Annotated in this window: 20 protein-coding genes; 15 read left to right on the top strand and 5 right to left on the bottom strand. The window is 54.3% G+C overall.

Annotated elements, in window-relative coordinates; all coding sequences use genetic code 11:
* Positions 1 to 108: 108 nt before the first annotated feature.
* Positions 109 to 1623 carry a dGTPase gene (gene dgt / locus ACHHZ6_RS05460; RefSeq protein ID WP_182919432.1) on the bottom strand — a complete coding sequence of 505 codons (1515 nt, stop codon included), beginning with the start codon at positions 1621 to 1623 and terminating at the stop codon, positions 109 to 111.
* A gap of 82 nt (positions 1624 to 1705) precedes the next feature.
* Here dgt and mtnN point away from each other — a divergent pair, with 82 nt between their 5' ends.
* Genes mtnN through ACHHZ6_RS05445 form a run of 3 tightly spaced genes read left to right on the top strand, consistent with a single transcriptional unit; the run spans position 1706 to position 3856 of the window.
* A complete protein-coding gene (mtnN, locus tag ACHHZ6_RS05455; RefSeq protein ID WP_182273803.1) occupies positions 1706 to 2404 on the top strand; it encodes a 5'-methylthioadenosine/S-adenosylhomocysteine nucleosidase in 699 nt (232 codons plus the stop codon).
* Entirely contained in the window at positions 2397 to 3197 is an 801-nt protein-coding gene (btuF, locus tag ACHHZ6_RS05450) for a vitamin B12 ABC transporter substrate-binding protein BtuF (RefSeq protein WP_196390834.1), read from the top strand. The genes mtnN and btuF overlap by 8 nt, the downstream gene beginning before the upstream one ends.
* A gap of 35 nt (positions 3198 to 3232) precedes the next feature.
* Positions 3233 to 3856 (top strand): TRIC cation channel family protein, encoded by a 624-nt coding sequence (locus tag ACHHZ6_RS05445; protein ID WP_182273801.1) that lies wholly within the window; start codon positions 3233 to 3235, stop codon positions 3854 to 3856.
* A 60-nt stretch (positions 3857 to 3916) separates the two neighbouring features.
* Here the strand turns inward: ACHHZ6_RS05445 and erpA are convergent, their stop codons facing one another.
* Positions 3917 to 4261: an iron-sulfur cluster insertion protein ErpA gene (gene erpA, locus ACHHZ6_RS05440; protein WP_182273800.1), complete on the bottom strand. Its 345-nt coding sequence runs from the start codon at positions 4259 to 4261 to the stop codon at positions 3917 to 3919.
* A gap of 86 nt (positions 4262 to 4347) precedes the next feature.
* Positions 4348 to 5748 carry a H(+)/Cl(-) exchange transporter ClcA gene (gene clcA, locus ACHHZ6_RS05435; protein WP_182919430.1) on the bottom strand — a complete coding sequence of 467 codons (1401 nt, stop codon included), beginning with the start codon at positions 5746 to 5748 and terminating at the stop codon, positions 4348 to 4350.
* A 176-nt stretch (positions 5749 to 5924) separates the two neighbouring features.
* Between clcA and hemL the strand changes: the two genes are divergently transcribed.
* Positions 5925 to 7205, top strand: coding sequence for a glutamate-1-semialdehyde 2,1-aminomutase (hemL, locus tag ACHHZ6_RS05430; protein WP_395121889.1), 1281 nt, complete (start codon positions 5925 to 5927; stop codon positions 7203 to 7205).
* A gap of 139 nt (positions 7206 to 7344) precedes the next feature.
* Here the strand turns inward: hemL and mrcB are convergent, their stop codons facing one another.
* Complete coding sequence (gene mrcB / locus ACHHZ6_RS05425; protein WP_182273797.1) at positions 7345 to 9873, bottom strand: bifunctional glycosyl transferase/transpeptidase; 2529 nt, start codon at positions 9871 to 9873, stop codon at positions 7345 to 7347.
* 189 nt (positions 9874 to 10062) lie between these two features.
* On the bottom strand, positions 10063 to 12492 hold the full coding sequence (gene hrpB, locus ACHHZ6_RS05420; RefSeq protein WP_395121888.1) for an ATP-dependent helicase HrpB: 2430 nt from the start codon (positions 12490 to 12492) through the stop codon (positions 10063 to 10065).
* A 73-nt stretch (positions 12493 to 12565) separates the two neighbouring features.
* Here hrpB and thpR point away from each other — a divergent pair, with 73 nt between their 5' ends.
* The 11 genes from thpR to ACHHZ6_RS05365 all read left to right on the top strand — a co-directional run bounded on the left by thpR (position 12566) and on the right by ACHHZ6_RS05365 (position 21251).
* The gene (gene thpR / locus ACHHZ6_RS05415; protein WP_182273795.1) at positions 12566 to 13120 is read left to right on the top strand and encodes an RNA 2',3'-cyclic phosphodiesterase; all 555 of its coding nucleotides are present in this window, start codon (positions 12566 to 12568) and stop codon (positions 13118 to 13120) included.
* Complete coding sequence (gene sfsA / locus ACHHZ6_RS05410) at positions 13110 to 13814, top strand: DNA/RNA nuclease SfsA (RefSeq protein WP_395121887.1); 705 nt, start codon at positions 13110 to 13112, stop codon at positions 13812 to 13814. The genes thpR and sfsA overlap by 11 nt, the downstream gene beginning before the upstream one ends.
* A 176-nt stretch (positions 13815 to 13990) precedes the next feature.
* Complete coding sequence (gene dksA / locus ACHHZ6_RS05405; protein ID WP_001155232.1) at positions 13991 to 14446, top strand: RNA polymerase-binding protein DksA; 456 nt, start codon at positions 13991 to 13993, stop codon at positions 14444 to 14446.
* A gap of 57 nt (positions 14447 to 14503) precedes the next feature.
* Positions 14504 to 15394 carry a tRNA glutamyl-Q(34) synthetase GluQRS gene (gluQRS, locus tag ACHHZ6_RS05400; protein WP_182919427.1) on the top strand — a complete coding sequence of 297 codons (891 nt, stop codon included), beginning with the start codon at positions 14504 to 14506 and terminating at the stop codon, positions 15392 to 15394.
* Positions 15395 to 15436: 42 nt separating this feature from the next.
* Positions 15437 to 16834 carry a polynucleotide adenylyltransferase PcnB gene (pcnB, locus tag ACHHZ6_RS05395; protein ID WP_196391345.1) on the top strand — a complete coding sequence of 466 codons (1398 nt, stop codon included), beginning with the start codon at positions 15437 to 15439 and terminating at the stop codon, positions 16832 to 16834.
* Positions 16831 to 17310, top strand: coding sequence for a 2-amino-4-hydroxy-6-hydroxymethyldihydropteridine diphosphokinase (folK, locus tag ACHHZ6_RS05390; protein ID WP_182919426.1), 480 nt, complete (start codon positions 16831 to 16833; stop codon positions 17308 to 17310). Before pcnB ends, folK begins: the two co-directional genes overlap by 4 nt.
* Positions 17311 to 17431: 121 nt before the next feature.
* A complete protein-coding gene (gene panB, locus ACHHZ6_RS05385) occupies positions 17432 to 18223 on the top strand; it encodes a 3-methyl-2-oxobutanoate hydroxymethyltransferase (RefSeq protein WP_182919425.1) in 792 nt (263 codons plus the stop codon).
* A gap of 11 nt (positions 18224 to 18234) precedes the next feature.
* The gene (gene panC, locus ACHHZ6_RS05380; RefSeq protein WP_395121886.1) at positions 18235 to 19086 is read left to right on the top strand and encodes a pantoate--beta-alanine ligase; all 852 of its coding nucleotides are present in this window, start codon (positions 18235 to 18237) and stop codon (positions 19084 to 19086) included.
* Positions 19087 to 19144: 58 nt separating this feature from the next.
* On the top strand, positions 19145 to 19525 hold the full coding sequence (gene panD, locus ACHHZ6_RS05375) for an aspartate 1-decarboxylase (RefSeq protein WP_003856284.1): 381 nt from the start codon (positions 19145 to 19147) through the stop codon (positions 19523 to 19525).
* Positions 19526 to 19883: 358 nt separating this feature from the next.
* Positions 19884 to 20468, top strand: a complete 585-nt coding sequence (locus ACHHZ6_RS05370; protein ID WP_182273789.1) for a fimbrial protein — start codon at positions 19884 to 19886, stop codon at positions 20466 to 20468.
* A gap of 63 nt (positions 20469 to 20531) precedes the next feature.
* Positions 20532 to 21251 carry a fimbrial chaperone gene (locus tag ACHHZ6_RS05365; RefSeq protein ID WP_395121885.1) on the top strand — a complete coding sequence of 240 codons (720 nt, stop codon included), beginning with the start codon at positions 20532 to 20534 and terminating at the stop codon, positions 21249 to 21251.
* Positions 21252 to 21297 lie beyond the last annotated feature (46 nt).

The raw sequence follows: 21297 nt of genomic DNA, 5'->3' as shown, positions 1-21297 counted from the left end.
TAACGCAAAATTGCTGTGTAACTCAGATTCGTTTTATACCGCTTAGTTCCGGGATTAAGTTTATGGAAAAAGTAAAAATTTATTGGCCGTCTTTACAAAACTCAGCGTTTATTCGACAGCCATGAGCTTGCGGTATTCATCCCAGGCATACAAATCCGTCATGCCGCTGATATAGTCCTGAATAAGACGGCAACGAGAATAATATTCCATAATAGGCCATTGAGGTGATTGTCGATCCAGTCTGCTGACTGCTTCAACATAAGCCAGGCGATGGCGGGTAGAAAGTTTTTGATAAAGCCGGGATTCAATTGGCAATCGCCGCACGCGCTCTTGTTCCACCAGCTCGCTGAACTCGTTGACCGATAGCTGAAGCAGTGGGCGGTAAATCTCCAGTAAACCGCTGATAACCCGGTATCCCTGCAGCTCCAGCTGCTCGACATCCGGATGGCTGAACACATGACGCATCGCCACGTTTTTATATAACTCAAGAAGCTGACTGAAGCTGCTGTCATCTTCCAGCAACGCGTGATTGAATTCCCCGCTAAAAATCATCGGCAAGTTGTCAATAAAACGCGAAGCCGCATACGGCACCAGTTTATTTAATGTATTGACCCGCAAATACATAAAGAACTGATCTTCCGTGCTGCGGCTTAATGAATTTGAGCGCGATTTTTCCCAGGCATTTTCGACAACCTGAGCAAACAGCGACCCTTTTTCATGTTTACCCCAGGCAACATAAAGATGCTGATAAAGTTCCTCAACACTGAATATTCTTTTCTCAACGGCGTCTTCGAGGTCGGCAACGCAATAGGAAATATCGTCAGCGGCTTCCATTATCCATGTCAATGGAAAGCGGCCATTCGGGGTCAGTGAAAGTTCTTTACGTAACCGCTCTATATAGGCTTCTTCAGATAAATAATAGCCCGGCTTTTTCATCAAATAACTGTGTGAGGCAGGTGTTTCCCCCATCCACCAGGCGGGGCGCGTATATTTGAGAATGCAGCCCACCTGCGCCCAGGTCAGGTTCATACGCATCAGGGAGTGTACCAGGCGGATCCCCTGCGCGTTACCCTCAAAGTGGCAAAGATCCTGACGCACTTTGCGGCGCAGATCGTTTAATCCTTCTTCACCTTCACGCAGGCGTAAATCCCTGACTACACAGCGATCATCACTGAGCGGCTGGCTTATCGCATCCGAAGGATAAAGTCGCTGTTTAAACCAGTCATTTATCGCCGCCTCCCCAAAATGGCCAAACGGCGGGTTGCCGATATCGTGCATCAGGCAGGCCATCTCGACGATGCTTTCGAACGGCCCCGTTAGCTCATCAAGACCATAGGTTTCCAGCAAACGCTGCTCTTTAAGGCGGCTTAAAATCTCTTTGGCAATGTAGCGCCCAACCTGCTGAACTTCCATTGAGTGGGTTAAGCGCGTGCGTACTGCCGCGTTACGCTCGAGCGGGAACACCTGGGTCTTTTGCTGTAAGCGACGGATTGCAGGTGAGTTAATAATGCGCCCACGATCGCTTTCGAAGATGCGCAGGATCTCATGTTCGCTCTTTTCGCCCTGTGGCGAACGGAAACGTCGGTGCCAGTTAATTTTGGTGCGAAAATCGATTGGTGCCATGTGCTCCCCCGCGTGAGAATGCGTTTCCCCTTAACCGCATGATAGACTATGCATCTTAACGAAGCACATCGCGAGTAAATCTATGAAAATCGGCATTATTGGTGCAATGGAAGAAGAAGTTACGCTACTGCGTGACAAAATTGAGAACCGTCAGACCCTCTCTCTGGGTGGTTGCGAGATCTACACCGGCCAGTTGAACGGCGTTGACGTTGCTCTGCTGAAATCTGGCATCGGTAAAGTTGCTGCAGCACTGGGCGCAACCCTGCTGCTCGAACGCTGCAAGCCGGACGTGATCATCAACACCGGTTCCGCTGGCGGTCTCGCACCAACGCTGAAAGTCGGTGATATCGTTGTCTCTGACGAAGCGCGTTACCACGATGCAGACGTGACTGCGTTCGGCTACGAATATGGCCAGCTCCCAGGTTGTCCGGCCGGGTTTAAAGCTGACGATAAACTGATTGCTGCAGCAGAAACCTGCATCGCAGAGCTGAACCTCAACGCCGTGCGCGGTTTGATTGTCAGCGGCGATGCCTTCATCAATGGCTCAGTTGGTCTGGCTAAAATCCGCCATAACTTCCCTCAGGCCGTTGCCGTTGAGATGGAAGCAACCGCGATTGCCCACGTTTGCCATAACTTCAGCGTCCCGTTCGTGGTGGTTCGTGCGATCTCTGACGTGGCTGACCAACAGTCTCATATCAGCTTCGACGAATTCCTGGCCGTTGCGGCAAAACAGTCCACCGTGATGGTGGAAAGCCTGGTGCAGAAACTGGCACGTGGCTAAACACCCTTTTAGGGCACTGGTTGCCCTGCTTCTGCTCGCACCGGCATGGCTTTATGCTGTGCCGCGTGTGATTACCCTCTCCCCCGCTAACACCGAGCTGGCCTTTGCCGCCGGGATCACTCCCGTTGGCGTAAGCAGTTTTTCGGATTACCCACCGCAAGCGGCTGGCATTGAAGAGGTATCGACCTGGCAAGGGATGAACCTTGAGCGCATCGTGGCACTTAAACCCGATCTCGTGCTGGCCTGGCGCGGTGGCAATGCCGAGCGGCAGGTCAACCAGCTCACTTCACTTGGGATCAAGGTGATGTGGATAGACGCGGTGAGCATTGAGCAAATTGCTCAGGCGCTGCGCGCGCTGGCACCTTATAGCCCAACGCCGAAGAAAGCCGAAAGTGCAGCACAACAGATGCTCAGCGACTATGCGGCACTGAAAGCCAGATACGACACCCCGACGAAAAAACGCATCTTCCTGCAGTTTGGCAGCCAGCCGCTGTTCACTACCGGGCAAGGCTCTATTCAGAACCAGGTGCTTGAGATTTGTGGCGGTGAAAATATCTTTGCTGCCAGCCGGGTTCCGTGGCCGCAGGTCAGCCGGGAGCAGGTTCTGGCTCGCCATCCGCAGGCTATCGTGGTGGTCGGAAATGCGAGTGAGATTCCTAAAATTGAACAATTCTGGCAACGCCAGCTAAAAATTCCGGTGATCCCACTCAACAGCGACTGGTTTGAACGCGCCAGCCCGCGTATTATCCTCGCCGCAAAACAACTCTGTGCCGCACTGGCAGAGAGTCACTAACATAGAAACAGACACAAAAGTTCGAGGATTTAACGATGCTCGTTTATTGGCTGGATATTCTTGGCACCGCCGTTTTTGCTATCTCCGGCGTTTTGCTCGCCGGGAAATTACGCATGGATCCGTTTGGCGTGCTGGTACTTGGCGTGGTTACTGCCGTTGGCGGCGGAACGATCCGCGATATGGCGCTGGCAAATGGCCCGGTATTTTGGGTGAAAGATCCCACCGATCTGGTGGTGGCAATGGTCACCTGCCTGTTAACGATCGCGTTAGTTCGACAGCCCCGCCGTTTACCAAAATGGGTGCTCCCGGTGCTGGATGCCGTCGGCCTGGCTGTGTTTGTCGGCATTGGGGTGAATAAAGCCTTTAATGCGGGAACCGGCCCAATGGTGGCTATCTGCATGGGGGTCTTAACCGGTGTGGGCGGCGGGATCATTCGTGACATTCTGGCGCGCGAAGTGCCGATGATCCTGCGAACGGAGATTTACGCGACAGCCTGTATCGTCGGCGGCATTGTTCACGCCACGGCGTATTATACCTTTGCCATTCCACTGGAGAATGCAGCAATGCTGGGGATGGTTGTGACGCTGGGGATACGTTTAGCGGCGATCCGCTGGCACCTGAAGCTGCCGACGTTTGCGCTGGATGATAATTCAAGATAAGGCCGTTTATAAGCCCGGTAGCGCGACGCTTTACCGGGCCCACAACGACACCAGACGCTATCAGATGCTGAACGAAGAACCACACCCACAGGTGCTTTTCGCGTTCGGGTTGGTCACAACAAAGCGAGAGCCTTCCAGACCTTCGGTGTAGTCAACCGCACCGCCCACCAGATATTGCAGGCTCATTGGGTCAACCACCAGCGCGACGCCCTGCTTCTCGATAGTCATATCACCATCGTTCACCTGGTCATCAAAGGTAAAACCGTACTGGAAGCCGCTACAGCCGCCACCGGTAATATAAACACGCAGTTTCAGATCCGGATTGTCTTCGTCGGCAATCAGGGTTTTCACTTTGTTGGCTGCTGCTTCGGTAAACTGCAACGGCAGCGCTACATCATCACTCATCTTATGCTCCCATGAATACTGCTTACTGCTATTGGGTAAAAATCACCCAATTCTTTTTTTCATTATCTAATACCCTGGTAATTCATTCAAGTATTCTGCTTCGCGGCCTGCTCAGCCTCAACTTTTGCCAGGGTACGGGCAAGAATGGTGGAGTATAGCGGTTTTCCACCCAGGAATTGGGCTAATAGTGTCGCGCCGAGACAGGTAATGATCATTGGCAAAATGAGCTGATAATTATCCGTCATCTCCAGCACCAGCACGATCCCGGTCAACGGCGCACGCAAAGACGCGGCCAGCAGCGCCCCCATCCCGGCAATGGCAAACGTCCCTGCATCCAGATGATACGCCGGGAACCCGGCAGCTGCCGCCATCCCAAACGCCGTTCCCAGTAGTGTTCCCAGCGCCAGCATCGGAGCGAAAATCCCGCCCGGCGCACCGGAAGAAAAGCAAAGCACCGTGGTTACCACCCGGGAAATAAACATAAACAGCAGCAGACCCACGCTGAAATTGCCCGCCGCCGCAATGGGGATCAACCCAAAACCACCGCCCGCTGCATTGGGTTCAATAACGCCGAGGATGCCACAAGCCCCGCCGAGGAAACCACCGACCAGCACCCATTTGGTCGTGTTACCGCCGTGGATGCGCTGGAACATATCCTGAGCGCGTAAAATCAGCGTATTAAAAAGCGGCCCTACTACGCCAAAAATCATGCCAAGAACCAGATACAACCACAGCGTATTCACTGGCGCATTGGTCAGTTTTCCCACTTCGATCACCGCCCCTTCGCCATTAAAAATGCGAAAGACGATGCTCGACATAATCACACCGGTAAAAACCGCTTTTATGGAGATCAGGTTGTAACGGAACTGGGCGCGCATCTCCTCGATAATAAACAGGATCCCCGCCAGAGGGGCATTGAATGCGGCAGAAAGCCCCGCCGCGGCACCCGTTGCCAGCAACGTATGGCGCGCTTCGGCACTGCGCATCCGAAACAGATCGCCCACCATGCGTCCCACATTACCGCCCAGTTGTACCGTCGGCCCTTCCCGCCCGAGCACCATCCCTGCCCCCAGCGTTCCCATGCCACCGATAAACTTAACGGGGATCACCCGCCACCAGCGAACCGGACGTAGTTCTTCAAGCGCCCCTTCAATCTCCGGGATACCAGACCCTCCGGCCTCAGGTGCAAATTTACGCACCAGAAAATAGCCCACCATCGCAAACACGGCAGACAAACCAAACGCCCACACCCAGACCAGCCATCCGCTATTGGCGAAACCGGCAATGGTGCCAATGCGCCAGTTCAGTACCGTGTTCACTGCCTTTTCGAACGCGACACCCGCCAACCCGGCTACCGAGCCCACCACGGCGGCGGCCAGCAGAATTGCCAGCGGCGTTTTATCGCGATTGAGCAATCGCCGGATGCTGATACGGTGTCTCGCACGTGTAAACTGTTGTTCTTCAAAAGAGGGAGATTCTGCTTTCATTGTCCGTTTTTTTCATCATACAAATCACTGCGGAAATTTTACCAGAGACTGTCTTCTCGTCCCCTGAAAAATCCTTAACAATTGTTTATGCATTAATGGGGCAAAAATTTCATAACCTTTCGCGAATCACTTAGAATAGTGTGCTTAATCATTTTATACGAACCAGGAACGACGCCATGAGCAAGTCTGAAAACCTCTACAGTGCAGCCCGCGAGCTTATTCCGGGTGGCGTAAACTCGCCTGTTCGCGCCTTTACCGGCGTAGGTGGAACCCCGCTGTTTATTGAACGTGCTGACGGCGCGTACCTGTTTGATGTCGACGGCAAAGCCTATATTGATTACGTCGGTTCCTGGGGACCGATGGTGCTGGGACATAACCACCCGGCGATCCGCAATGCGGTCATTGAAGCGGCCCAGCGCGGTCTGAGCTTCGGTGCACCAACCGAGATGGAAGTCAAAATGGCGGAGCTGGTCACTGAACTGGTCCCCACAATGGACATGGTGCGTATGGTGAACTCCGGTACTGAAGCCACCATGAGCGCCATTCGTCTGGCGCGCGGCTTTACTGGCCGTGACAAAATCATCAAGTTTGAAGGCTGCTACCACGGCCATGCGGACTGCCTGCTGGTAAAAGCCGGTTCCGGTGCGTTGACCCTCGGCCAGCCAAACTCTCCGGGCGTACCTGCTGATTTCGCTAAGCACACCCTGACCTGCACCTATAACGATCTGGACACCGTTCGCGCCGCATTCGAACAGTATCCGCAGGAGGTTGCCTGCATCATCGTTGAACCGGTTGCGGGCAACATGAACTGCATTCCACCACAGCCTGATTTCCTGCCGGGCCTGCGCGCACTGTGCGATGAATTCGGCGCGCTGCTGATCATCGACGAGGTGATGACCGGCTTCCGCGTGGCACTGGCGGGTGCGCAGTCTTACTATGGCGTCGAGCCGGATTTAACCTGTCTGGGCAAAATCATCGGCGGCGGCATGCCGGTCGGTGCATTCGGTGGTCGTAGAGATGTGATGGAAGCTCTGGCTCCGACAGGCCCGGTTTACCAGGCGGGTACGCTGTCCGGTAACCCGATTGCGATGGCAGCCGGTTTTGCCTGTCTGACCGAAGTGGCACAGCCGGGTATCCATGAAACGCTGACAGCTCTGACGACTCAACTGGCAAATGGCCTGATGAACGCCGCTGAAGATGCGGGAATTCCGCTGGTCGTCAACCACGTTGGTGGAATGTTCGGGATTTTCTTCACTGATGCCAAGACCGTGACCTGTTATCAGGACGTGGTGAAATGCGATGTTGAACGCTTTAAGCGCTTCTTCCACCTGATGCTGGAAGAAGGTGTATACCTGGCTCCATCCGCGTTTGAAGCAGGCTTTATGTCTGTGGCGCACAGCGAAGACGATATCAATAACACCATCGACGCGGCGCGTAAGGTGTTTGGCAAGCTCTGAGTTGTCGATGTGTTGCCGGGTGGCAGTTTAGCCTTACCCGGCCCACAACAGTACAGTTTGACAAGCCGGGTAAGCGTCAGCGCCACCCGGCTTTTTTACCTGCCCTGCTTTCTTAACAGAGACAAACAACCCCGTCAGATCAGTTACCGCCAAACATATCCTTGATCCAACCGGCTACACCATCGCTGTCTTTCTTCTCATTCTGCTGCTGCGGCTGTTGTTGCTGCTGTTGTTGCTGCGGCGGCTGAGAAGACGAGTCAAACGGATTACCCGCTGGTGGCTGAGACTGGCTTTGGCACAATGAATCCGGACTGGTCGTCCAGACCGGCAGCGTACGCATACCACCACCGCAGACAAAGTTCCCGGCACCGTCCACGCCCATATCGACGATATCTTCCGGTGCGACCAGATTCAGCGGAACCGGAGACTGATTAGCCAGATAGCGCTGGTAAATCGACATCGCCCCGCTGGCACCATACAGTTTAGTTGGCTGGTTGTTATCGCGGCCTACCCAGGTGATCACCACTTCACGGCCATCAATACCGGCGAACCAGGTATCGACGTTGTTGTTGGTGGTCCCGGTTTTACCTGCCAGGTGCAGGTTCGGATACTTCGCCCCAAGCTGACGCCCCGTACCACGCTGTACAACCTGTTGCATCGTCCACAGCGTCATATAGGCAGCCTGTGCCGGTACAGCGCGTTCCGCCTGTGGGAAGCTCTGATACAACACGGAGCCATCCTCGGCAATCACCGAGCGCAGTGCGGACAGTTGTGCGCGGTTACCCCCGCTGGCAATGGTCTGGAACGCTTGCGCGACTTCGATAGGCGTCAGGTTCAGTGCCCCCAGGATCATCGCCGGAACCGGATTCAGCTGATCTTTCGGTACCCCCAGTTTCTGCCAGGTGTCGACGATCGCTGGCAGACCCAGCGCCATACCCAGGTTAACCGTCGGCACGTTCATGGAGCGGGTTAATGCATCCACCAGCATGACCTGGCCGCTGAACTGTTTATCATCGTTCTGCGGTGACCATACCTGGCCGTTAGGCTGGCGCAGGGAGATCGGGGCATCGGCAATCCAGGTGTTCAGGCGATACTGATTGGGCTGGCTCAGGGCGGTGAGATAGGTCGCCGGTTTTGCCAGAGAACCAATCGAACGACGCGCCTGCATTGCACGGTTGTAGCCTGCAAACTGCGGCTCAGCCCCTCCTACCATTGCGCGAACTTCACCGGTGTTACGGTCAACCACCACCATCGCGGTTTCAAGATCGCTAAGCTTCCGCTGCTTCTTGAGCGCCGGAATGCCATCGACAGCGGCTTTTTCTGCCGCATCCTGAGCAACGGAATCGAAGGTGGTAAAGATCTTCACGCCAGAGAGATCTTTCACTTTATCGCCGAGCTTGCTCTGCAGCTCCTGACGCACCAGCTGCATAAATGCAGGCTGTGGAGAGATCACACCACCGCGTGGCTGAACGCCGAGTGGACGTGCGCTCAGCATGTCGTACAGTTCCTGGTCAATGACCTGCTGTTGCTGCAGCAGACGCAGCACCAGGTTACGACGCTCCAGCGCCAGTTTCGGGTTACGCCACGGGTTGTAGATGGACGCCCCTTTCACCATGCCCACCAGCAGCGCCTGCTGGTCAAGGCTCAGCTCTTCCACCGGACGGCCAAAGTAGTACAGGCTCGCCAGCGGGAAGCCGCGGATCTCGTTATCGCCGCTCTGGCCGAGGTACACCTCGTTCATATACAGCTCAAGGATGCGATCCTTGCTGTAACGCGCATCCATCAGCACGGCCATGTACGCTTCGTTGGCTTTACGCCAGTATGAGCGTTCGCTGGAGAGGAACAGGTTCTTCACCAGCTGTTGGGTCAGCGTACTCGCCCCCTGAACCGTACGTCCGGCGGTCAGGTTCGCCAGCACCGCACGGCCAATGGAGTAGAGGCTGATACCATCATGCTCGTAGAAGTGACGGTCTTCGGTCGCCAGCAGCGTATCCACCAGCAGATCCGGGAAACCGTTACGCGCCACGAACAGGCGCTGTTCGCCGTTCGCCGACGAAAGCATGGTGATCAGGCGTGGATCGAGACGGAAGAAACCGAACTGGCGGTTGTTATCCATGTTCTCGATGGTGTCCAGACGATCGCCATCAAAGGTCAGACGCGCACGCACCTGCCCCTCTTTGCTGTCCGGGAAGTCGAACGGACGACGGATCATCTCAACGCTATTCGCCTGCACGGTAAATTCGCCAGGGCGCGTCATTTTAGACACCTGACGATACTGAGTGGCTTCCAGCAGTTTCACCATCTCGTTCTTCGTGATGGCCATATCCGGCTCAAGGTTCACCATGCGGCCATACACCGCTGCAGGCAACTGCCAGACTTTCCCGTCGATACGGCTACGGATCTTCTGATCCAGATAGACGCCGTAAATCGCCATCAGCACAACAAAAACAATGAACAGCTTCAGAAGCAGCCAGAACCAGCCGCGCTTGCCACGAGGCTTACGCCCTTTGCCTTTCCCTTTACGCGGCATGGGTTCTTCATCCTCATAATCGTCTTCATAGTCATCGTCATAATCCTCATCTCTGAGTTGACGACGGCTCACCTTCTCTTTCGCCGGACGCGTTGGTTTTCCCTTACGTCCTATTGGCTCGCGGTCATTCCCCGCCATGCTTTTTCTCCGCAACTTTCAGGCGCAAAGGCCCGATTCTCTTTTCTTCCACCGATCTGTGGAAGAAGAAATCTCTCAAAATAAACAGCAAGACTTTCCTGACAGGAAAGTCTTTAGTGTTTTCTCCCTCTCCCCGTGGGAGAGGGCCGGGGTGAGGGCAACAGGCCGCACTCCCCTTTTTCACCTAACTCACGAATATTTCTTCGTACGTCTTGTCGGCGCGGTATTCGCCGGATCGTCAGGCCAGACATGTTTGGGATAACGTCCCTTCATCTCTTTTTGCACTTCACGATAGCTTCCCGCCCAGAACGCCCCCAGGTCGCGGGTGATCTGTAGCGGACGATGTGCGGGTGACAACAGTTCAAGCACCACAGGAACACGTCCTTCGGCGATAGAGGGCGTCACCGCCTCACCAAACATCTCCTGCATCCGTACCGCCAGCGCCGGAGGATTATCCTCGTGATAACGAATGGCAATCCGGCTTCCGGTCGGCACAGTGTAATGCCCTGGCAGTTCACTATCCAGACGTTGACGTAATGACCAGTCCAGTAAATTCTGTAACGCGACCTTAACATCAAGGGCTTTTAGCGCACGCAGCGAGTGTACACCGCTCATTTGCGGCAGTAGCCACGTTTCAAGAGAGTCCAGAAGGGTCTCATCATCAACCGCAGGCCAGGCATACTCCGGCAGCCAGCGTGCGGCGCAGTGCAGACGAATACGGTATTGCTCCGCCTCCGGCGTCCAGTTCAAAACGCTCAGCCCTTTTTCGCGAATGCCGTTCAGCATCGCCTGGTGCAGCTCTTCTTCTGATGGCTTCGCCAGCGGCTTCGTGCCCAGGGTTAATTTGCCAATCTGGCTACGCCGAAACGCCTTCAGCGTCCCGTGTACATCATCCCACTCCACGGTATCTGACTGCTGCAGTAAATGTGGACAAGCACGCGTCAGGACATCGATATCAACAGCCATCGCCTGCAATATGCGCGCATCCGGCGAGTGACTGCCCTGCAACAGCAATGGCGCAATCAACCATTCATGGCGCGTCAGGGCATCATCACTGTCCAGCATCGCCCCCATGCCGTTTGCCAGCTGATAGCGCCCGTCCAGCCCGCGACGGCGTGCAATCCTGTCCGGGAATGCCTGCGCCAGGAGAGGGGCTATCTTATCGCTGTCAGGCAGGCCCGCACGGATATTAAGCCGTTTACAGAGCTGTTTCGCCCTCTGCTGCCAGTTTCCCTGATTACGTGAAAAGGCCTGCGCCAGATCGCTACTCCCGCCGCGCGGAGGCTCCTCAAGAATAGCCGCCAGTTTTGCTGCCGTCGCAATTTCATCTTCCCCTTGCGCCGCCATCAACATTGCCGCCAGACGGGGGTCATTCCCCAGAGCAGCCATCTTCTGTCCACACGATGTCAGACGCTCCCCTTCCAGCGCACCAAGCCGGGTCAGTAAAGCCCGTGCAGCGGCAAGGTTTGCAGCAGGCGGCAGGTTGAGCCAGGTCAGTTGAGCGGGATCCGGACAGCCCCACTGCAACAGATCCATCACCAGGCCAGAGAGATCGCTTTGCAGAATTTCCGGTGTACTTTGCAGCGCAGCGCGTTCCGCCTGCTCTGCACTGGTTAAATGCAGACAGATACCCGGTTCAAGTCGCCCCGCGCGGCCTGCACGCTGAACCATTGATGCCTGGCTTATGCGTTGCGTAAGCAGTCTGGTCAGCCCGGTGCGCGGATCGAAGCTCGCCACCCTCTCCTGCGCGCTATCCACCACCAGACGGATCCCTTCGATGGTCAGGCTGGTTTCAGCAATATTGGTGGCCAGCACGACTTTGCGCTGCCCCGTCGGTGCGGGAAGAATCGCCTTACGCTGGTCAGCCAACGACAGCGCACCGTAGAGCGGGCAAAGTGCCACATCGCTACTCACACGCGAGGCCAGTTGCTCTTGTACACGCTGGATCTCACCCACGCCGGGTAAAAACAGCAAAAGCGAGCCGGGTTCCTGACGGAGCAGTTCTGCGGTTGCGATGGCAACGGCATCGTCAAAACGCTGATGAGCCGAAAGCGGTTGATAGCGTCTCTCAACCGGGAAAGCGCGACCTTCTGAGGCGATCACCGGCGCATCAGGCAGCATCTGCTGCAGCCGTTCGTTATCCAGCGTAGCCGACATGATGAGTAACCGGAGATCGTCGCGCAGCCCCTGCTGGACATCCAGCAACAGCGCCAGCGCCAGATCCGCCTGCAGGCTGCGTTCGTGGAATTCATCCAGAATGACCAGCCCGACGCCGGTCAGCTCCGGATCGTTTTGCAGCATGCGGGTAAGAATGCCCTCGGTGACCACCTCAAGCCGGGTGGACGGGCCGACGCAGGTTTCAGCACGCATACGGTAACCCACGGTTTCTCCGGGCTTTTCGTTCAGCAGTTCCGCCAGACGCTGCGCCACATTGCGCGCGGCCAGCCTGCGTGGCTCCAGCAGGATAATTTTCCCGCGGATATTACCGTCTTTCAGGATCTGCAGCGGCAGCCAGGTGGATTTACCCGCGCCCGTGGGGGCATTAAGTAAAACCTGCGGGGCATGGTGTAAGGCAGCAAGTAGCTCAGGAAGGACGACGGCGACCGGCAATGAGGACACTAACAGCTCCAGAGGGTTAACATTAGTCGGCGTACATTGTAGCATCGGCGCATATCATTACCGAGTCCCCCGTATGTCTGAGTCGAAACGGCTGTTTTTCGCCATTGAAATGCCTGCCACGATACAGCGGCAAATCGTCCGCTGGCGCGCCAGCCACTTCCCACCGGAAGCGGGCCGCCCCGTTGCGGCTGCCAACCTGCACCTGACGCTGGCCTTTCTGGGCGACATAAGCGCTGAAAAACAGCGCGCCCTGGCGTCAATGGCCGGACGGATTTCTCAGCCAGGGTTTACGCTGCACCTTGACGATGCCGGACAGTGGCTGCGTTCCCGCGTGGTCTGGCTGGGTACGCGCCAGCCGCCACGTGGATTGTTACAGCTTGCCAGTATGCTACGCGCACAGGCCGCTCGCAGCGGCTGTTACCAAAGCCCACAGCCGTTTCATCCTCATATTACGTTGCTGCGCGATGCAGGTCAGGCCGTCGCCATCCCAGCGCCGGGCTTTCACTGGGCCTTTCCGGTGAAGGAGTTCGCACTGTACGAATCTGTCTTTGCACAAGGACGCACTCGCTACACGCCGCTACAGCGCTGGACGCTGGGCGATACTTTAAGGAATTCTGATGAAGTTTAGTCCCGCGCTACAGCGCGCTACGCTTATCCAGCGCTACAAACGCTTTCTCGCCGACGTGGTGACACCGGAAGGTGAAACGTTAACTCTGCACTGCCCTAATACCGGCGCGATGACCGGCTGCGCGACGCCCGGTGATACAGTCTGGTATTCCACTTCGGGAAATACTAAACGTAAATATCCCCACACCTGGGAAATGACCCAGACACAACAAGGGGCGTTTATTTGCGTCAACACACTGCGTGCAAACCAGTTAGTAAAGGAAGCGATGACGAACGGGACGCTCCCCGAACTTGTCGGTTATGACACACAAAAAAGTGAAGTGAAATATGGCGATGAAGGCAGCAGAATTGACTTTATGTTACAGGCGGAAGACCGGCCTGAGTGCTATATTGAAGTAAAATCAGTGACGTTAGCGGAACAGGAAAATGGCTACTTTCCGGATGCAGTCACGTTACGTGGCCAGAAGCATCTGCGGGAGCTGATGAGTGTTGCGGCGGCGGGCAAACGCGCCGTGTTGCTGTTTGCGGTTTTGCATTCAGCCATTGAACGGTTTTCTCCAGCCCGCCATATTGATCCTAAATACGCGCAATTGTTGAATGAGGCACAAAAGCAGGGGGTAGAGGTTTTCGCTTATAAAGCGGAACTTTCTGCCGATAATATGACTCTGAGATCCTCTCTTCCCGTTGTCTTATAAGGGATTAGACGATTGTCTATTAAGTGTTCTGGCCGCGTGCGCAAATACGCTTTTCCTCACAGGCTTGTCAAGTGTTACGTTTAGATAATTGCCATACGGAAAAGCATCTGCTATTTATAGCGACCTGATTTTTCCCCCAACACGGGGATCGATAGTGCGTGTTAAGGAGAAGCAACATGCAAGAAGGGCAAAACCGTAAAACATCGTCCCTGAGTATTCTCGCCATCGCTGGGGTGGAGCCGTATCAAGAGAAACCGGGCGAAGAGTATATGAACGAAGCCCAGCTGTCGCACTTCAAGCGTATTCTTGAAGCATGGCGTAATCAACTCAGGGATGAAGTCGATCGCACCGTTACACATATGCAGGATGAAGCTGCAAACTTCCCGGATCCGGTAGACCGTGCCGCTCAGGAAGAAGAGTTCAGCCTCGAACTGCGTAACCGTGACCGCGAACGCAAACTGATCAAAAAGATCGAAAAAACGCTGAAAAAGGTTGAGGACGAAGATTTTGGCTACTGCGAATCCTGCGGTGTTGAAATTGGTATTCGTCGCCTGGAAGCGCGTCCAACTGCCGATCTGTGCATCGACTGTAAAACGCTGGCAGAAATTCGCGAAAAACAGATGGCCGGTTAATAACCGCTATCTCAATACTGTAAAGGCGGGAGTCACTCCCGCCTTGTTACTATTGATATGTCTGAATCACACTATATCGGGCGCTTCGCGCCATCTCCCTCCGGTGAACTCCACTTCGGCTCGTTAATTGCCGCCCTCGGCAGCTACCTGCAGGCGCGCGCTCAGCAGGGTAAATGGCTCGTTCGCATTGAAGATATCGATCCTCCGCGTGAAGTTCCCGGTGCGGCAGAAACCATTCTGCGTCAGCTGGAACATTACGGTCTTCACTGGGACGGCGACGTACTCTGGCAGTCAAAACGTCACGATTCCTACCGGGAACGCCTGGCCTGGCTCTGCGAGCAGGGGCTTTCCTACAACTGTACCTGCACGCGTGCGCGTATTCAGAGCGTGGGCGGCGTCTATGACGGCCACTGTCGTACGCTCAACCACGGCCCCGAAAATGCCGCCGTGCGTTTGCGGCAGCGCGCGCCGGTGACGCACTTTAACGATTTACTCTCGGGCGTTATCCATGCCGATGAACGTCTTGCGCGTGAGGATTTTATTATTCACCGCCGTGACGGCCTGTTTGCCTATAACTTGGCGGTGGTAGTGGATGATCACTTTCAGGGCGTCACAGAGATTGTGCGCGGAGCTGATCTGGTAGAACCAACCGTGCGGCAAATATCGCTTTACCACCAGTTTGGCTGGACAGAGCCGGATTACATTCATTTGCCGCTGGCGGTCAATGAACAGGGTAATAAACTGTCAAAACAGAATCACGCGCCCGCCCTGCCAGACGGCGATGCGCGCCCTGTTTTGATCGACGCCCTGCGATTTCTCAACCAGAATGTAACCAGTGAATGGCAGGATCTGCGTATTGACGAATTGCTGGATCTGGCGGTTGCCAACTGGACGCTCAGGACTGTGCCAAAAATCCAGCATTCTCAAATGCGTTGCGCTGAGCTATGATTAGCCGCTTTTTTCATAACAAAACACACTACGAGGTGTACCATTTTTACCCGAGTCGCTAATTTTTGCCGTAAAGTGCTAAGCCGCGAAGAGAGCATGGCAAATGATGCTATTGCGCAAACCCACATGTCGGTTATTCCGCGTGAGCAGCACAATATTTCCCGCAAAGATATCAGTGAAAATGCCCTCAAGGTGCTCTATCGTCTGAATAAAGCAGGCTACGAGGCCTATCTCGTCGGCGGCGGAGTACGTGATTTACTGCTGGGCAAAAAACCAAAAGATTTCGACGTGACGACCAGCGCCACACCTGAGCAGGTGCGCAAATTATTCCGCAACTGCCGTCTTGTTGGCCGCCGTTTCCGTCTTGCTCACGTGATGTTTGGGCCGGAAATTATTGAAGTAGCAACGTTCCGTGGCCATCACGAAGCGGGCACAACCGATCGCACCACCTCCCAGCGCGGCCAGAACGGCATGCTGCTGCGTGACAACATCTTCGGTTCTATCGAAGAAGATGCTCAGCGTCGCGATTTCACTATCAACAGCCTTTACTACAGCGTGGCAGATTTCACCGTTCGTGATTACGTCGGCGGCATGCAGGACCTGAAAGAGGGTCTGATTCGTCTGATCGGCACGCCGGAAACACGCTATCGCGAAGATCCTGTGCGCATGCTGCGCGCCGTGCGTTTCGCTGCCAAGCTGAATATGCGCATCAGCCCGGAAACCGCAGAGCCGATCCCACGTCTGGCAACGCTGATTAACGACGTGCCACCCGCTCGTCTGTTTGAAGAAGCGCTGAAACTGCTGCAGGCGGGTTACGGGTTTGAAACCTACAATCTGCTGCGCGAATACAGCCTGTTCCAGCCGCTGTTCCCGACCATCACCCGCTACTTCACCGAAAACGGTGACAGCCCAATGGAGCGCATGATTGCGCAGGTGCTGAAGAATACCGACACCCGTATCCACAATGATATGCGTGTGAACCCGGCATTCCTGTTCGCGGCGATGTTCTGGTATCCGTTGCTGGAAACCGCGCAGAAAATTGCCCAGGAAAGCGGTCTGGCCTATTACGATGCATTCGCGCTGGCGGCAAACGACGTGCTGGATGAAGGCTGTCGCACGCTGGCGATCCCGAAACGTATTACCACCCTGGTACGTGATATCTGGCAGCTTCAGCTACGCATGTCCCGTCGTCAGGGCAAACGCGCCTGGAAGCTGATGGAGCATCCAAAATTCCGCGCCGCGTTCGATCTGCTGTCACTGCGTGCTGAGATCGAAAAGAATCAGGAACTGCAGCGTCTGGCGCAGTGGTGGGGTGAATTCCAGGTTTCTGCGCCGCCAGAACAAAAAGATATGCTGACGGATCTGGATGATGAACCCGCACCGCGTCGTCGCCATCGTCGTCCACGCAAACGTGCGCCACGCCGCGAAGGCAGCGCATGACCCTCGCGTATATCGCCATCGGCAGCAATCTGGCCTCTCCGCTGGAGCAGGTTAACGCTGCCGTTCAGGCGCTGGGTGAGATCCCACAGAGCCGGATCGTGGCGGTTTCCTCTTTCTACCGTACACCGCCGCTGGGACCCCAGGATCAACCTGACTACCTGAATGCCGTCGTGGTGCTGGAAACCTTACTTAATGCCGAAACGCTGCTGGATAACACCCAGCGCATCGAACTGCAACAGGGGCGCGTGCGTAAAGCCGAGCGCTGGGGTCCACGAACGCTTGATCTCGACATCATGCTGTTTGGTCATCAGGTGATTAATACCGAACGTCTGACCATTCCGCATTACGATATGAAAAATCGCGGGTTTATGCTCTGGCCGCTGTCTGAAGTCGCCCCTGACCTCTCCTTCCCTGATGGCGTCTCTCTGCAGGCCGTTCTCGAAAGCCTGAACGCAGAAAAACCTGCCCGCTGGTAATCCTGTTTTTTTGCCGGTTAACCATCAAATATTTGTGGTTAATCGGTTGCCTAAAATCATTGTTCCCTCGAATGTTACTGTTAGAATGCGCAAAGATTCGCTTAGGCCATCAGGAAACAGTATGAAACCAACCACCATCTCCTTATTGCAGAAATGCAAACAGGAAAAAAAACGCTTCGCCACCATCACTGCATATGACTACAGCTTCGCCAAATTGTTTGCCGAAGAGGGTATCAACGTCATGCTGGTCGGAGATTCGTTAGGGATGACGGTACAAGGACATGATTCCACCTTGCCGGTCACGGTCGAGGATATTGCTTACCATACCCGCGCGGTACGCCGCGGTGCGCCAGCCTGCCTGCTGCTGTCCGATCTGCCATTTATGGCATACGCCACGCCGGAGCAAGCATTTGAGAATGCGGCAGCCGTGATGCGCGCCGGAGCCAATATGGTCAAAATTGAAGGCGGCGCATGGCTTGTTGATACCGTGAAAATGCTCACTGAGCGCGCCGTGCCGGTCTGCGGACACCTGGGCCTGACGCCACAATCCGTGAACATCTTTGGCGGTTATAAGGTACAGGGCCGTGGCGATGCGGCACAGACGCTGTTTGATGATGCCGTGGCGCTGGAAACTGCAGGCGCACAACTGCTGGTTCTCGAGTGCGTTCCCGTTGAGCTGGCAAAGCGGATCACCGACGCGCTGTCGATTCCGGTAATTGGGATTGGCGCAGGTAACGTCACCGATGGTCAAATCCTGGTGATGCACGACGCCTTTGGTATTACTGGCGGCCATATTCCTAAATTTGCCAAAAATTTCCTCACTGAAGCGGGCGACATGCGCGCTGCGGTCAGGCAGTATATTGCCGACGTTGAATCCGGTGTTTACCCGGGTGAAGAACACAGTTTCCATTAAGGAGTCTCGTTGTGCTAATCATTGAAACCCTGCCGCTGCTTCGCCAGCATATCCGTCGCGCGCGTCAGGAAGGTAAACGTATCGCACTGGTCCCCACCATGGGCAACCTGCACGACGGCCATATGAAGCTGGTCGACGAAGCGAAAGCACGTGCAGATATCGTGGTGGTCAGTATCTTCGTTAACCCAATGCAGTTTGACCGCGCGGATGACCTGGTGCGCTACCCACGCACTCTGCAGGAAGATTGCGAGAAGCTCAAAAAGCGCCACGCGGACATCGTCTTTTCTCCGGCTCCTGCAGATGTCTATCCGCAAGGAACCGACGAAGCGACCTACGTCGACGTTCCTGGCATTTCAACCATGCTGGAAGGGGCAAGTCGTCCTGGTCACTTCCGCGGTGTTTCGACCATCGTCAGCAAGCTGTTCAACCTGGTGCAGCCGGATGTCGCCTGCTTCGGTGAAAAAGATTTCCAACAGCTGGCGCTGATCCGCAAGATGGTGGACGATATGGGTTATGACATCGAGATCGTCGGTGTGCCAATTGTGCGTGCGAAAGACGGTCTGGCACTCAGCTCCCGTAACGGTTATCTGACCGCCGAGCAGCGTAAGATAGCCCCGGGTCTGAGCAAGGTCATGAACAACATGGCCGAACAACTTCTTGTCAAAGAGTTGACTGCTGAAGAGATCATTGCCCTCGCAGAGCAGGCCCTGAACGATAAAGGATTCCGCTCTGACGACGTACAAATCCGTGATGCTGACACGCTGCTGGAGCTGACAGACGACAGCAAACGTGCGGTACTTCTGGTGGCGGCATGGCTCGGCCAGGCACGTCTGATTGATAATAAAGTGGTTGAGCTGGCGTAGTTTTATCACCCTCCCCTCTTTCACAAGAGGGGTTAACGCATGATTAAAGGTAAACGTAATGATTCGCAAAATGCTGCAAGGTAAGCTTCACCGTGTGAAAGTGACTCAGGCTGACCTGCACTATGAAGGCTCCTGCGCGATCGATCAGGATTTTCTCGACGCGGCGGGTATTCTGGAAAACGAAGCCATTGATATCTGGAACGTGAACAACGGTAAACGCTTCTCCACCTATGCGATTGCCGCCGAACGTGGCTCTAAAATCATCTCCGTTAACGGCGCGGCAGCACACTGCGCGGACGTGGGTGATATTGTGATCATCGCCAGCTTCGTGATGATGTCAGATGAAGAAGCGCGCCGCTGGCAGCCGAAAGTGGCTTATTTTGAAGGCGACAACGAAATGAAGCGCACTGCGAAAGCGATTCCGGTTCAGGTTGCCTGATCTTTTACGGGGCTGTACCATATCAACAGCCCTGTTTTTTTCTCATCAATACCGCTTGATTTTACCGCCTTTACCGAACATAAATTAATATTATTATTATGTATTTTATAAATATAATATATATAAAGTATTATTATTGGAACATTTAATAAAACCAAAAACACAGTCATTCCAAAAACATTACAACGCAATTAATCCTTTAAATTCAAATACAAAAAATAAATTAAGTACATCTTAATTAAACCTGAACTGTTACTAATTTTCATTTATTAAAAAACAACATTATATTTATCCAGCTTTATGGCTGACAACCATAAGTCGTTTTAATAATCTTATTTAATAAATGGATATTTTAAATATGTTCAAGAAAACTATTCTGGCCGCATCTGTGGCAACAATGGCAATGGGTTCAATATCAGCAATGGCTGATGATGTTGGCCTGATCACATTTGATGGTGCGGTTACTGACACCACCTGTGTTATCACCACCAACAACGGTGTTGATGCAAACAACGTCACCATCACCATGCCGGTTGTAAAAAAAGCGGATGTTGAAGGTACCACCGTTGACACTGGCGTGGGCTCTAAACAGTTCGAACTGCATCTGAGCAAGTGCCCGGATACAGTGACGAAAGCCTCTGCAACCTTCACCTCCCAACAGTTCGCTGAACTGTCCAACGGTACGCTGAAGACTGACTCAACCGTTGCGGGTCACGCAAATAACGTCGGTCTGGCTCTGTTCAACAACACGACCAGCAGCACCGATCGTATCAAAGTCGGCCAACCCAGCAACAACACGCAGAAAGTCACTCTGGCCTCTGGTTCAGGTGTCCTGTCTTACCGTGTGGCCTACGTGCCAGCCGCAAACTGGGTGGCAACAACAAACCCCGTATCTGCCGGTAAAGTTAGCAGCAATGTGACCTTTACTATGAGCTACGAATAACAGCCCGGTTTAACGCATGCGCTCACGGATGAGGTGGGCGCTATTTTTTAATGGATGAATAAAATGCGCCTTTCTAAAATCGCCATGACCGCTCTGCTTTTCAGTGCAGCCTTGTCAGTTTCTCACTCCGCTCTTGCGGATATCGTTATCTCCGGCACGCGCGTAATCTACCCGCAGTCCGCCAAAGACGTCACGGTAAACATGGAAAACCGTGGCAATAAGCCGTTGCTGGTACAAACCTGGCTGGACGATGGTCGTGATACCACAAACCCACAAGAGCTAAAGCTGCCGTTTATCGTGACGCCGCCGGTTTCCCGCGTCGATCCCGCCAAAGGACAGACCGTACGCATCACCTGGCTTGGTCAGGCCATGCCGCAGGACAAAGAAACCATGTACTGGTTTAACGTGCTCGAAGTGCCGCCGAAAGCCAAAGGCGCAGAAAGCGAAAACGTACTCCAACTGGCATTTCGCACACGCATCAAAATGTTCTTCCGTCCGGACGGCCTGAAAGGCGACCCATCTGTTGCTGCCGGCAAGCTTAAATGGTCACAGCAGAACGCCACGCTGGTGGCCCGTAATGATTCACCTTACTACGTTTCTATCGCCAAAATCGATGCCACTGTTAACGGTAAAAAGGTCCTGGTTGAACCGCACTATGTTGAGCCGTTTGCAAGCCAGACTTACACCATTAAAGAAGCCGCATCGGCTCGCATTAGCAAATTAACCTATGCCGCAATCAATGATTTCGGTGGCTCGGATATTCACGAAACCACGGTGAATTAAGCCATCGAATAATTAAAGCGTAATAAATACTTATTATTAGCAGCTA

The organism is Enterobacter cloacae complex sp. 2024EL-00214 (assembly GCF_043945575.1).
GTDB classification, from domain to species: Bacteria; Pseudomonadota; Gammaproteobacteria; order Enterobacterales; family Enterobacteriaceae; genus Enterobacter; species Enterobacter cloacae_P.
This window is presented reverse-complemented; position numbering and strand designations above follow the sequence as displayed.

What these genes read in the sequence shown, in the direction of transcription:
- clcA (WP_182919430.1), bottom strand. Translation starts at nt 5,748, where the DNA reads ATGAAAGCAGAATCTCCCTCTTTTGAAGAACAACAGTTTACACGTGCG.
- mtnN (WP_182273803.1), top strand. Translation starts at nt 1,706, where the DNA reads ATGAAAATCGGCATTATTGGTGCAATGGAAGAAGAAGTTACGCTACTG.
- panB (WP_182919425.1), top strand. Translation starts at nt 17,432, where the DNA reads ATGAAACCAACCACCATCTCCTTATTGCAGAAATGCAAACAGGAAAAA.
- gluQRS (WP_182919427.1), top strand. Translation starts at nt 14,504, where the DNA reads ATGTCTGAATCACACTATATCGGGCGCTTCGCGCCATCTCCCTCCGGT.
- panD (WP_003856284.1), top strand. Translation starts at nt 19,145, where the DNA reads ATGATTCGCAAAATGCTGCAAGGTAAGCTTCACCGTGTGAAAGTGACT.
- mrcB (WP_182273797.1), bottom strand. Translation starts at nt 9,873, where the DNA reads ATGGCGGGGAATGACCGCGAGCCAATAGGACGTAAGGGAAAACCAACG.
- ACHHZ6_RS05370 (WP_182273789.1), top strand. Translation starts at nt 19,884, where the DNA reads ATGTTCAAGAAAACTATTCTGGCCGCATCTGTGGCAACAATGGCAATG.
- erpA (WP_182273800.1), bottom strand. Translation starts at nt 4,261, where the DNA reads ATGAGTGATGATGTAGCGCTGCCGTTGCAGTTTACCGAAGCAGCAGCC.
- thpR (WP_182273795.1), top strand. Translation starts at nt 12,566, where the DNA reads ATGTCTGAGTCGAAACGGCTGTTTTTCGCCATTGAAATGCCTGCCACG.
- ACHHZ6_RS05445 (WP_182273801.1), top strand. Translation starts at nt 3,233, where the DNA reads ATGCTCGTTTATTGGCTGGATATTCTTGGCACCGCCGTTTTTGCTATC.
- dgt (WP_182919432.1), bottom strand. Translation starts at nt 1,623, where the DNA reads ATGGCACCAATCGATTTTCGCACCAAAATTAACTGGCACCGACGTTTC.
- sfsA (WP_395121887.1), top strand. Translation starts at nt 13,110, where the DNA reads ATGAAGTTTAGTCCCGCGCTACAGCGCGCTACGCTTATCCAGCGCTAC.
- dksA (WP_001155232.1), top strand. Translation starts at nt 13,991, where the DNA reads ATGCAAGAAGGGCAAAACCGTAAAACATCGTCCCTGAGTATTCTCGCC.
- folK (WP_182919426.1), top strand. Translation starts at nt 16,831, where the DNA reads ATGACCCTCGCGTATATCGCCATCGGCAGCAATCTGGCCTCTCCGCTG.
- hemL (WP_395121889.1), top strand. Translation starts at nt 5,925, where the DNA reads ATGAGCAAGTCTGAAAACCTCTACAGTGCAGCCCGCGAGCTTATTCCG.
- ACHHZ6_RS05365 (WP_395121885.1), top strand. Translation starts at nt 20,532, where the DNA reads ATGCGCCTTTCTAAAATCGCCATGACCGCTCTGCTTTTCAGTGCAGCC.